The sequence below is a fragment of the Mesorhizobium sp. WSM4849 genome, assembly GCF_055811385.1.
Map to the genome: position 1 here is coordinate 47,586 of NZ_JBVVPW010000009.1, position 11,697 is coordinate 59,282.

Sequence of the window (11,697 nt, forward strand, 5' to 3'; positions counted from 1 at the left end):
TGGGTGTCAATCGCTGGCCCCCCCGCGGCTCCCCCCCTACATTTTTTTTTTTTTCGCCGGGGCGGCCGTCTTTGGGTGGGGGCGGGGGGCGGCGGGCCCCCCCCCCACGGTTCCTAGAATCTCAGCCTACATGCCAAGCGAGGCCTTGTAGAGCTTGATCTGGTTTTCGCGGCCGATCTGGTCGGTCAGCTTCTCCCAGGCGGCCGCAATGGCGTCGGCGCCTTCCTGCGCCGTCATCTTGCCGGCAAATGTGTTGGCCAGGATGTCCTCGGCGGCACTGTAATATTGGAAGATGCCGGGGATGCGCGGCTCGATCGCGGCGTTCGGATGGTTGTAGCTGTCGGCCTCCGACTTCAGATACGAGGTGATGAAAGCCTCGTCGTAACCGGCCGCCACCCATTCCGGAATGTCGAAATGGGAGTTCCGGTAGGGCTGGAATCCGGACGGATATGCCGCGCACCAGAGAGACAGGTCCTTGCCGCCGAGATGGGCCGCGGCCGACCATGCCGCCTTCTTCTTCTTTTCGTCGCTGTCGACCCGGGCCATGACGTAGACGCCCCAGCCGAGATAGGCGCAGTTCGGCGCATGGTTCGGGCCGCTGGCCAGCTTGTCCCATTGGCCGGTCTTGGAATTGTAGACGTCGTCCGAGCCTGGCAGGATCGAGAAGCCGGTGACGTCGCCGACGACAGAACTGTCGTTGGTCTTGACGTTGGAGCCGACGTCGCCCCACCAGGTGACCATCGAACCGGTGCCGGCCAGGAACTGCTGGAAGGCGGTGGTGTTCGGGTCAGCGTTAATCTGATCGGCAGGCTCGGAAGGCAGCGCGTCGATCACGTCCTGGATCGCCCGCACCCAGGCTGGATTGTTGATGCGCGGCTTCATCGTATCGGCATCGAACAGCCAAGCCTTGTCGTCAGGATGCTTGGCATAGGCGCTGGCGCGGCTGCCGAGGAAGTAGAAGCCGAAGCCGCCCCACGCCTTGGGCGCGTCGAGATAGCCGAAGACATCCTGGCCCTGGAACTGCTTGCCCTTGAGGAACTTGGTCACGGCCTGCACCTGCTGCCAGGTCTTCGGCACGCCCCATTCGCCCCCGCCGCCGCCTTCCTGCCACGCCTTGGCGAGGTCGGCATCGGCAAACACGTCGGTGCGGTAGTTGAAGTTGTGCGCGTCGCCGTCGACGGTCACGCGATATTGCTTGCCGTCCCAGGTGCCGACCGGTGGCTGCAGATAGGCCACGACGTCCTTCATGTCGATCTGGTCCTTGACCCAGTCCGGCATTTCGGAAGTGAGACCCTTGCCGCAGACGTCGCCTTCGAACGGCGCGCCCATCTCGATGATGTCGAAATCGACGGTGCCGGTGGCAATCGACTGCTGCAGCCGGGCGTTGTAGTCCGCCTGCGCCAGGTCGATCCAGTTGATCTTGGCGCCGGTATAGGTCTCCCACGGCTTCAGGAAGCCGCGAAACAGCACATTGTGCAGGTTCTGGTTGTTGAGCCCCATGAAGGTGAGCTGGACGCCGGCGAATTCGCCTTCCTTGACGCTGGCCTTGGTCGCCTCCAGGCAGAGCTCGCCGACCTGCTGGAAGTCGGCATCGGTCGGCTGGCCCTTACCGACACCGGGGATCTGCAGGATCTGCGCGCGCAGCTCGCCTGCGGCGGAAGCAGGGCGCGTCAGTGCGCCAAGCCCGGCGCCGGATGCCGCTGCGATCGCGGCCATGCTGGCCGCGCCCTTGAGAACATCGCGGCGAGTGGCTCCCGCGCGGACAAGTTGATTGTAAAGGCTGACTTTCATCTCATTCCTCCCAGAATCTCAATGGTGCTTGTTTCGGATGCTTGGAGCGCTGGACGTGTTCCCCAACAACAGCGACTCCTGGAAATAGGGCCCAAGTTTTCCTCCCGCGACACTTCGATTTCCGTAGTCCGAACTAGTGTGCCGGCGCGCCCGGAACAGGGGTCAAAACCCGAGCCCTTTCACTATTCTCACAACCAAGTGCCGTGTCAACGAGGATGGGGTTTTTTATCTATAAAAGACTGACTTGCCCTAGCCGTTTGCGTTGTTTAGCTTCACCGCAACGAAAGGGGGGCCGATGGCTCAAGTCGCGATCAGCAATGTGGCCAAGGCGTTCGGAACCGTCAAGGTCCTGCACGATGTCAGCGTCGACATCGCCGACGGGCAGTTCGTGGTGCTGGTCGGTCCTTCGGGGTGCGGCAAGTCCACGCTGCTCAGGATGGTGGCGGGGCTGGAGACCGTTTCCGGCGGCACGATCGCCATCGGCGACCGTGTCGTCAATCATCTGCCGCCGGCCAAGCGCGACATCGCCATGGTGTTCCAGAACTACGCGCTCTATCCGCACAAGACGGTCGAGCAGAACATGGCCTTTGCGCTGAAGCTGCGGAAGACCGACCCGGTTGATGTCGCCGAGCGGGTCAAGCGTGCCGCCGATATCCTCGACCTCAATCCCTATCTCAAGCGCTATCCGCGCCAGCTCTCGGGCGGCCAGCGCCAGCGCGTCGCCATGGGCCGCGCCATCGTGCGCAACCCGCAGGTGTTCCTGTTCGACGAACCGCTGTCTAACCTCGACGCAAAGCTGCGCGTCCAGATGCGCACCGAGATCAAGGAACTGCACCAGCGGCTGAAGACCACCACCATCTATGTCACGCACGACCAGATCGAGGCCATGACCATGGCCGACAAGATCGTGGTGATGCGCGACGGCCGCATCGAGCAGGTCGGCGCGCCGCTGGAACTGTTCGACCGGCCGGCCAATCTGTTCGTCGCCGGCTTCATCGGCTCGCCGTCGATGAACCTGCTCAAGGGCGTGGTGCGCAAGGGCGACAAGCCTGTCGTCGAGATCGCCGGGACGCCGTTTCCGATCGCTGCGAACAGCGCCGTGGAGGATGGGCGCAAGGTGGTCTACGGCGTACGGCCCGAGCATCTCGAAATCCACCCCGACGGCGTGCCGGCGAAGGTTTCCGTCGTCGAGCCGACCGGTTCCGAAACGCTGGTCTTCTTGCGCTTCGGCGAGGGCGAGATGGTGGCGCTGTTCCGTGAGCGCCACGATTTCAAGCCGGGCGACACGCTGCACCTGAAACCCCGGCTCGACCAGGTCCATCTCTTCGATTCAGAGACCGGCCGTCGTCTTTAACACTTTGAATTGCGCATGATCTTATCCGAAAACCGCGAACACTTTTCGGGATCATCCGCCAGGCTTCGCATCAAAAAAAGCCCGTTCGGGAGGGAACTATGCTTAAAGGGATCAATCCGCTGCTCAATGCCGACGTGCTCCAGGCGCTGCGGGCGATGGGCCATGGCGACGATTTGATCATCGCCGACACCAACTTCCCTTCCGATTCGGTGGCGCGCCAGACCGTGCTCGGCCGGCTGCTGCGTATCGATGCGCCGGCCGCGGACGTGGTCAAGGCGGTTCTGTCGCTCTATCCGCTGGACAATTTCGTCGACGACGCGGCCGCCCGCATGGAGATCGTCGGCAAGCCGGACGAGATTCCCGCAGTGCAGACGGAAGTGCAAAGAGAGATCGACGCTTCGGAAGGCAAGGCCTGGCCGATGATCCCGGTCGAGCGCTACGCCTTCTACGAACGCGCCAAGAAAGCCTATTGCGTCATCCAGACCGGCGAGCGCCGCTTCTATGGCTGTTTCGCCTTCCGCAAGGGCGTCGTGCCGCCGGATGCGGAGTAGCAGATGCCAGGCAAGCCTGTCGTCATATTGGGGGTCTTCGTCGCCGACACCGCTTACCGCGCCGCCCGCCAGCCGCGCATGGGCGAGACGCTCCTTGGCACATCCTTCACGCTTGGCCCGGGCGGCAAGGGCTCCAACCAGGCGGTTGCGGCCGGCCGGCTCGGCGCCGACATCACTTTCCTGACGCGCCTCGGCGTCGATCCCTTTGCCGATATGGCCAGGCAAACCTGGGCGCAGGCCGACGTGAAAAGCGCTATCATCGACACGCCCGAGAGTTACACGGGTGCGGCTTATATTTTCGTTGAGGAGACGACCGGCAACAACGCCATCATCGTCAGCCCCGGTGCGGCCATGCTGATTTCGCCCGACGACATCGAGGCTAACGCTGGCCTGATCGGCTCGGCCGGCGTCTTCGTCACCCAGCTCGAGCAGCCGATCGAGGCGGCGATGCGGGCGCTGGAGATCGCGCGCGGGGCAGGGGTGACGACCATCCTCAATCCGGCGCCTGCGGCAAAGCTTCCGGATCGCATCTACACGCTCTGCGACTATGTCACGCCCAATGAGACCGAGGCCGAGGAACTGACCGGCATCAAGGTGTCGTCCATCGAGGACGCCCGCCGCGCCGCCGATCGTTTGCTTGGAAAGGGCGTCGGCGCCGTCATCGTGACGCTCGGTGAAAAAGGCGCGCTGCTGCACACGGCCAGCTGCTCCGACCATGTCGGCGCGATCAATGCCGGCCCTGTGGTCGAGACCACCGGAGCAGGCGACGCCTTCAATGGCGGCCTGGCCGCAGCACTTGCGAGAGGGGTGGAACCGCTGCAAGCGGTCCGCTTCGCCTGCGCCGTCGCCGGCATCTCGGTCACCCGGCCCGGCACGGCGCCGTCGATGCCGACGCTGCAGGAGGTCGAGGCATTGCTCGCCAAGGGGTGAGGCCGCGCAGCCTCGCCGGCGCTCTCGACTTTAGTCCGTTCCGACCACGGTGACATATTAGTCACAGTTAATGTAAATCGGAAAACCCATCTTGCGTCATTGGCATAGGTGTCCCGTAATGGGTCACTGGGTCTGGCGCCGCAATTGCACGGTCAGCGATGCCGGGGGGCAATCTTGACCTGGCAAGGGGGGGTGATTGGGGGGCCCCGCCGCTTCGCAAATGGAGCGGCGGGGTCTTTCACGGCACCACACCATCACAAGCCGCCGACGGATAGGAATGTTTTGCAATGCTCGCGGAGGCGATCTAGCCGCGAACGCCGGACAATTCGCGGACCTCTGCCCGCAACGCCCGTAACTCCGCGAGGATGATGGCCTGATCGCTGTGCAGCGTTGCCCTGTCGGCCGATTCTACGGCCTCATGCTCGGCCTCCATCGCCGAAACAATCACGCCGATGAACAGATTGAGCACGGTGAACGAGGTCGCGATGATGAATGGGATGAAGAACAGCCAGGCGGTCGGATAGACCTCCATGACCGGGCGCACCACGCCGTCCGACCAGCCTTCGAGAGTCATGACCTGGAAAAGCGTGAAGAGCGATTCCGGTATGCCGCCGAACAATTCGGGAAAGGACGAGCCGTAGAGCTTCGTCGCCATCACCGCAAAGACGTAGAACACCAGCCCGAGCAACAGCATGATCGAGCCCATGCCAGGCAAGGCGGTGATGAAGCCGGTGACGACGCGGCGCAGCGACGGAACGATGCTGATCAGGCGCAGGACCCGCAGGATGCGCAGCGCCCTTAACACAGAGAGCGAACCGGTCGCGGGGATAAGCGCGAAACCGACGACCAAGAGGTCGAAGATGCGCCATGGATCGCGGAAGAAATTCGTCCTGTAGACGACCACCCGGATCGCGAGTTCGAAGACGAAGACGCCAAGGATCGCGCGGTCGATGGCCGTTAGAAGCGGGCCAAAAACAGCAATCGCATCGGGCGAGGTTTCGAGGCCGAGCGTGACGGCGTTGATCAGGATCAGGACCATGATCGTGAGGTCGAAATGGCGCGATTCGATGAGCGATTTCAGGGCCAAGGCTTCTTCTCCGTTAGAGCATCGGACCCAAAGTGGGAACCGGGTTCGGGAAAATCCAATGCTCAAACGCATATGACAGGCTTGGAACGCAACAAATACAAAAAGTTGAAACTCTCAGGAAACCGAAAGTCGAAACTTTTGTATTAAGGAACCAAGTAGTTCGGCACAGAGGATTTGGTTCTTCGACTGAGCCTGAAAGGGATTGTCGACGGTCCAGCTGCACAATCTCCAACGTCTGCGATTAGCCGCAGGCCACCACACCTTCGTCATCCTAGGGCGGAGCAGGAGCGAAGCGACGTCGCGGAGACCCTGGGATCCATTCCGTGACATCAGCCGAAGAATGCAGCGGCTCAGAACGGCGCTTGCATCCGCAACGGTGCTCGTTACCCTTCCGCCATGACCGGCTATGCCTACATGACCGCCAGCCAGAAGCGCGGCACGATCTACATCGGCGTCACCAACGATCTCGGCCGCCGCATGCCGGAGCACAAATCCGGCCAGGGCTCGCGCTTCACCAGCCGCTACGGCGTGCAGCGTCTGGTCTGGTACGAGGAACATTTCGACATTCGTGACGCCATCCAGCGCGAGAAGTCGCTGAAGCGCTGGCCGCGCCAATGGAAGATCGAGCTGATCGAGAAGACCAATCCAGAGTGGTTCGAGCTTTTTCGCGGAACCGGGTGGTAGCGTTCGGTTCTGGGCCGCTGCATTCTTCGGCAGAGGTAACGGAATGGATCCCAGGGTCTGCGCCGCGTCGCTTCGCTCCTTGCTCCGCCCTGGGATGACGAAGTGGAGGGATGCTTCGGCTAACCTCGAAGGTTTGCGATCTGCCACTGAGATTCGCCACTGACGGGAATTATCGACGTTCGCTGCCGATCGCCGATCTGTCAAAATCACTGTGTCGAGGCTCTAGTGACCGCGTTCATTCGCGGCAGCGCGAAGGATTGCGTCGCTCGTCGGGACCAACATGCAGCGATCATCTGCCAACTCGCCAGGAACCATGCGGGGAGCAGCGGGTTTGGCTTGGATGCAGACACGTTCGGTCCACCATTCTCCAAGGAGAATACAATGACACTAGCAAGTAAGACCACAGCAGTTGCCGCGGCGTTGGCCATGCTGGCTTCGCCGGCACTATCCCAGACGAGCTCACCTGCCCCCGCCGCACCTGCACCGGATCGTGGCTCAGAGCCAGCGCCGAGCGGGCCAACCGAAGACTCCATGCGCAATATGATGCGTGAGATGATGACTGAGATGCTCGATGAGAGAATGCAGGAGCATCGCCGCCCCCGAGCAGAACGACGAGGTGGCGATCGTTGGCATCGCGATTTCCGAAGAGGTCCGCATGACGGGCGCCGAATGGGAGGCGGGATGATGCATGGCGCGCGGATGCGAATGATGTTCGCCATAGTGGACGCCGACGGCGATGGTGCGCTTTCTCAAACCGAGGTTCAGGATTTCATCGGGCGGATATTCAACGCCGTCGACGAGAACGGCGATGACAGCGTCGACAGGGAGGAAATCCGATCCTTCTTCCACGGAGGTGCCGACGAAACGGGTGAATAAATCACTGCAAGTCTTGCGCGTTCCTGGACGGAAATTCAGGAGAGGAATTCGGAAATGGCTGGTCTCGTTGGCAAGTTTGTCGGGAAAACCCCGGCGCCTCGCAAGGGCATGGCTAGTCCCAACCAGAACAGAATGGCTGAGCTCAGCGAGCGCCGCACCGAGCTGAATCTGCAGATCAGCCTGCTCAACGAACATGAAACCACACGACTGATCGAAACCGCTCTGACGGAGCGTTTGAAGGTATCGACGCCGGCAGATGACGAACTGCCCCAGCTAGCTCACAACGTCGATCCGCAAGCGGTGATGAGCCAAATCGAACGGATCTCTAAAAATCGAACCAAGCGCTAGAAATTATCGAGTGCCCAGGTCGACGCGAATATCTGAATTGCCGGTCCGGCATTCAGAGTTTTTTTCATTTCCAATCAGCTAAGTGATTGAAAATGGCGCGAGTGACGGGGCTCGAACCCGCGACCTCCGGCGTGACAGGCCGGCACTCTAACCAACTGAGCTACACCCGCGCAAGACGAGCACGGTCAGCCGTGTTCGTCGTTGGGGCGGTGGATAAGGCGTAAGCCACCGGGTGTCAAGCGGAGCGCGACAGCATAACAGCAAACAGGAGAAGGTTTTTTGACAAGCCGAATTTTGTTGCCGAAAACGACCAGCGGCGAGGGCGTTGTGCGCTCATTTGGCCTTGCGAACCCCGTCCTAACTGCTTAAAGGTCCGGCCCGGAGCGGGCGATTAGCTCAGTTGGTAGAGCGCTTCGTTTACACCGAAGATGTCGGCGGTTCGAGCCCGTCATCGCCCACCATAAAATCAATAACTTCCGCCCAGAAGACGAAGTTACCTCCGGGTTCATTGAACTGGGAGGCAATTCAAAACGGCACCCCCTCTCCATCAAATACCGGGACTAGCAGCCTCTGTTATCTATCAGGCCGTCCGGCATTGTTGTGTTGCAAAGTTTCGCGTCCACAAGCAGCGCCGCGTCCAAGTTTAGCACCAAATGCAAGTTTGCTCCCTCCAGGTTTGCGCCCGACAGCCGCGCTTGCGCAAGGCGCGCGCCCCTTAGGCTTGCACCAGTCAAGACCGCCCCTGACAGGCTCGCATTTGACAGGTTTGCGCCAGAAAAGGCTCGCCTTCGACAGGTTCGCATTCGACAGATTCGCGCCTGACAAGTTCGCGTAATTCAGGCTGGCGCCAGATAGTTCCGCGCCGGAGAGATTCGCACCGCTAAGGTCCGCGCCATTCATGTTTGCTTCTTTAAGGTCGGCGCCCGTCAGGTTCGCATTGGTCAGAATCGCGCCCGGCAGATAGCTCCCCGTCATGCTGGCGCCCGATAGGTCGCAGTCTGCGCATATTGGCTTGGACCTGAGACGCTCGACCGCATCCAAATCGAACGCAGTCGTGGAAGAAGTGCCCAGCCCAACGGCCAGCGCAGTGAAAACTGTCAGTTGTTTTATCCGCCATCCCAGCATGTTTACGGCTCTTTTTGGAAAAATGCGACCTGAGGTTGTACTGCCGCAGATCGCCCGCGTCTTGGCGTCGTTCCTAGTGTCGCGCCATCTGTCAACGATGCCTAGAAGCTAGGCGGCGCGCCCAGTCGGTCAACGCGATAGACCACAGGCCATGCCGCCGAATGGTATCATGGGGACCGACTACCAAACACGATCTCAGGGTTGTTGTGGGCTCTAAACGCGGAACAGATCAGGGCCGGGCGGCGTTAGGCAGCACTGGGAACCCCGAATGACTCCTCCGGGTTCCAGTTGAGCCGGCGAAAATGCCCCTCGCTTCCCTCCGGGACATCTCGCCAGTTCATTCGACTATCAGCGCTTTCAAGGTTGCACGTGAGCAGAGCGACAGGCGCTCGCTGACTTCGGGCAAACCTAATCGCTTTTAGTTTCCGCCGTTTTGTCGGGTTAGAGCGGGGCGGCTCGGGATTGCAAATCCATTGAGCGAACAAGCGATCTGTGACGGACCCACTGAGCCGGCGATGGGCGGCAACGCGACTGCGCCGCCGTTGCTCGAACAAAGTTGCATTTAGCGTTGAAATATACTTTTCTATCTCGACGAGATAATAGAGCTAAAAAAGTACATTTGTTGTTTAATTATTGTTAACCATGTGTTAGCCGAAGTTATCCGGTTAACGCTTGAGGCAACTATTGAGGTTATGTTTCGTACATCGCTGATAAATGAGTCATACCAATGTGCGGATTCGGGGGCTATTTCGGTTCGATCCGGGATGCGGAAGCTTTGCTTGCGCGGATGATCGCTGCGATCGCCCATCGCGGCCCGGATGAGCAAGGGAAATTTGTGGCAGCCGACGCCGGGCTCGGGCATGCGCGGCTGTCCGTGATCGGGATCGGTGACGGCCAGCAGCCGATGTCCGACGTGTCAGGCAATTTGACGATTGCTTTCAACGGCGAGATTTTCAACTACCTGGAACTGCGCGAAGGGCTGATGGCCAAGGGCCGGCGCTTCCGTACTTCGAGCGACACAGAGGTCATCCTGCAGCTGTATGACGAGATGGGTGAAGACTGCCTGTCGCTTCTGAACGGCGATTTCGCCTTCGCGATATGGGATAACAGGCGCCGGCGTATGGTGCTTGCCCGAGACCGGATGGGTGTCCGGCCGCTGTTCTACACGAGCAAGGACGGCGTGCTTTACTTCGCGTCGGAGATCAAAGCCCTCCTGAAGGTCCCCGGCGTCTCAGCCGAGTTCGATCCGATTGCACTCGACCAGATCTTTACGCTGTGGGCGCCGATCGCTCCCCGCACGGCTTTCCGCAACATCCACGAGCTGGAGCCGGCAAGCGTGATGATCGCGACACAGGGGCAAGTCACGGTCAAACGCTATTGGCACCTCGACTATCCGCATCGGGACGCGCCGTCGAAGGTCACCAACGAGGACGATGCCGCCGAGGAACTGCAAGCGCTTTTGACCGATGCGGTGAGGCTTCGCATGCGCGCCGACGTGCCGGTCGGTTCTTATCTTTCGGGCGGGCTCGATTCGTCCCTTGTTTCGGCGCTTGCCGCCGGCATGACTCCTCGGAGGCTGCAGACATTTTCCGTGACGTTCGACAGCACCGAACATGACGAAAGCGCCTTCCAGACCGAGATGGCTTCAGCACTTGGCGCCCAGCATCGAACCATTGCCTGCCAGGCCGGCGATATCGCCGGCGTCTTCCCCGACGTCATCCGCTTTGCCGAGCGGCCGATCATCCGCACCGCACCGGCCCCCCTCTATCAATTGTCCGGCCTCGTTCGTCAGGCCGGCCTGAAAGTGGTGCTGACCGGCGAGGGCGCCGACGAGGTCTTCGCTGGGTACGATGTCTTCAGGGAAGCGCGTGTTCGCCGGTTCTGCGGACGGCAGCCGGCATCGCGCATGAGGCCGCAGCTGTTCCGCAGGCTTTATCCCTATCTGCCGGGCCTGCAGCAGCAGTCCGTGGAGTACCTGGCTGCTTTCTTCGGCGCCGGCAACGCTGCGCTCGACGATCCGCTGTTCTCGCATCGGCCGCGCTTCAAGACCACGGCGGCGGCGAAGATTTTCTTTTCCGGTGACCTGCGTGCGACGTTGAAGGGCTATGACGCGGCCGAGGAACTGGTCAGCCGGTTGCCCCAAGCATTTTCCCTGTGGCACCCGCTGCATCAGGCGCAATATCTCGAAACCCGCTTCCTTCTGCCGGGTTATATCCTGTCCAGCCAGGGCGATCGGATGGCCATGGCGCACGGTATCGAAGGACGTTTCCCTTTCCTCGATCCTCGTTTGGTGGAGTTCGCAGGGAGACTTCCGCCGGAAATGAAGCTCAAGGGATTGGTCGAAAAGCACATACTGCGCAAGGCAGCCAAGCACCTGCTTCCCAGCGCGATCCGGGAGCGTACCAAACAGCCTTACCGGGCTCCAGAAGCCAGCTCCTTCGTTGGAGCCGGAGAACTGGATTATGTCCGCGACTTGCTGAGCGAAGCGAGCATCGCTGCCGGGGGACTGTTCAACGCCAAGGCGGTGGCGAACCTTCATGAGAAATGCCGCACGCAGCCAGCGTCCGGGTTCCGCGACAACGCGGCCTTCGTCGGCATCCTATCGACGCAACTGTGGCAGAAGAATTTCACCAGCCAAGAAGTCAGCGCAGCACGAGCGGCCTGAGAAATCCAGGGAAGGAAAAAATGATGATAACAATCAAGGACAAGGTCAGAGCCTTTATCGTTGACAACTTCTTGTTTGGCGACACGTCGTACGAACTTGCAGATACAGCCTCGCTGATCGAGAACGACATCATCGACTCGACCGCCGTGGTGGAACTCGTGGCCTTCATTGAGGACAATTTCGGTATTGTGATGGTCGATTCCGACATTGTACCGGCCAACCTGGATTCGCTTGATCGTATTTCGTCCTTCATCAAGGCGAAAGCGGGAACGCCGGTAGTCTAGGC

At 60.6% G+C, this 11,697-nt stretch carries 11 protein-coding genes, 2 tRNA genes and 1 pseudogene; 9 read left to right on the forward strand and 5 right to left on the reverse strand.

Translation table 11 applies throughout. From position 1 onward, the window contains the following. Window positions 1-126 precede the first annotated feature (126 nt). Entirely contained in the window at window positions 127-1,791 is a 1,665-nt protein-coding gene (locus AC0L3L_RS11820) for an ABC transporter substrate-binding protein (RefSeq protein ID WP_473637679.1), read from the reverse strand. A 295-nt stretch (window positions 1,792-2,086) separates the two neighbouring features. On the opposite strand from AC0L3L_RS11820, the gene AC0L3L_RS11825 reads away from it, so the two are divergent. The 3 genes from AC0L3L_RS11825 (at window position 2,087) to rbsK (ending at window position 4,626) form a co-directional block, all read left to right on the forward strand. After that, the gene (locus tag AC0L3L_RS11825; RefSeq protein WP_473637680.1) at window positions 2,087-3,145 is read left to right on the forward strand and encodes an ABC transporter ATP-binding protein; all 1,059 of its coding nucleotides are present in this window, start codon (window positions 2,087-2,089) and stop codon (window positions 3,143-3,145) included. 98 nt (window positions 3,146-3,243) lie between these two features. Next, window positions 3,244-3,696, forward strand: coding sequence for an RbsD/FucU family protein (locus AC0L3L_RS11830; protein WP_473637681.1), 453 nt, complete (start codon window positions 3,244-3,246; stop codon window positions 3,694-3,696). Between the two features lie 3 nt (window positions 3,697-3,699). After that, window positions 3,700-4,626 (forward strand): ribokinase, encoded by a 927-nt coding sequence (gene rbsK, locus AC0L3L_RS11835; protein WP_473637682.1) that lies wholly within the window; start codon window positions 3,700-3,702, stop codon window positions 4,624-4,626. A gap of 304 nt (window positions 4,627-4,930) precedes the next feature. On the opposite strand, the gene AC0L3L_RS11840 is transcribed toward rbsK, so the two are convergent. Beyond that, window positions 4,931-5,713, reverse strand: a complete 783-nt coding sequence (locus AC0L3L_RS11840) for an ion transporter (RefSeq protein WP_473637683.1) — start codon at window positions 5,711-5,713, stop codon at window positions 4,931-4,933. A 396-nt stretch (window positions 5,714-6,109) separates the two neighbouring features. Here AC0L3L_RS11840 and AC0L3L_RS11845 point away from each other — a divergent pair, with 396 nt between their 5' ends. From AC0L3L_RS11845 to AC0L3L_RS11855, 3 genes are all read left to right on the forward strand, one after another. After that, window positions 6,110-6,397, forward strand: coding sequence for a GIY-YIG nuclease family protein (locus AC0L3L_RS11845; RefSeq protein WP_065009969.1), 288 nt, complete (start codon window positions 6,110-6,112; stop codon window positions 6,395-6,397). A gap of 681 nt (window positions 6,398-7,078) precedes the next feature. Beyond that, complete coding sequence (locus AC0L3L_RS11850) at window positions 7,079-7,273, forward strand: hypothetical protein (RefSeq protein ID WP_352956255.1); 195 nt, start codon at window positions 7,079-7,081, stop codon at window positions 7,271-7,273. 54 nt (window positions 7,274-7,327) lie between these two features. Then, a complete protein-coding gene (locus tag AC0L3L_RS11855) occupies window positions 7,328-7,621 on the forward strand; it encodes a hypothetical protein (protein WP_473488893.1) in 294 nt (97 codons plus the stop codon). Between the two features lie 93 nt (window positions 7,622-7,714). Here the strand turns inward: AC0L3L_RS11855 and AC0L3L_RS11860 are convergent. After that, window positions 7,715-7,791, reverse strand: a tRNA-Asp gene (locus AC0L3L_RS11860). Window positions 7,792-8,006: 215 nt separating this feature from the next. On the opposite strand from AC0L3L_RS11860, the gene AC0L3L_RS11865 reads away from it, so the two are divergent. Then, window positions 8,007-8,082: transfer RNA gene (locus tag AC0L3L_RS11865), tRNA-Val, on the forward strand. Window positions 8,083-8,181: 99 nt separating this feature from the next. Here AC0L3L_RS11865 and AC0L3L_RS11870 read toward each other — a convergent pair. Continuing rightward, window positions 8,182-8,424, reverse strand: coding sequence for a pentapeptide repeat-containing protein (locus AC0L3L_RS11870; RefSeq protein ID WP_473637815.1), 243 nt, complete (start codon window positions 8,422-8,424; stop codon window positions 8,182-8,184). Continuing rightward, a pseudogene (locus AC0L3L_RS11875) lies at window positions 8,423-8,746 on the reverse strand (pentapeptide repeat-containing protein); the annotation flags it as partial. The pseudogene AC0L3L_RS11875 and the gene AC0L3L_RS11870, both read right to left, overlap by 2 nt. A gap of 727 nt (window positions 8,747-9,473) precedes the next feature. Here AC0L3L_RS11875 and asnB point away from each other — a divergent pair. Next, on the forward strand, window positions 9,474-11,411 hold the full coding sequence (gene asnB, locus AC0L3L_RS11880) for an asparagine synthase (glutamine-hydrolyzing) (RefSeq protein ID WP_473637684.1): 1,938 nt from the start codon (window positions 9,474-9,476) through the stop codon (window positions 11,409-11,411). A 20-nt stretch (window positions 11,412-11,431) separates the two neighbouring features. After that, window positions 11,432-11,695: an acyl carrier protein gene (locus AC0L3L_RS11885; RefSeq protein WP_123150041.1), complete on the forward strand. Its 264-nt coding sequence runs from the start codon at window positions 11,432-11,434 to the stop codon at window positions 11,693-11,695. Window positions 11,696-11,697: the final 2 nt, after the last annotated feature.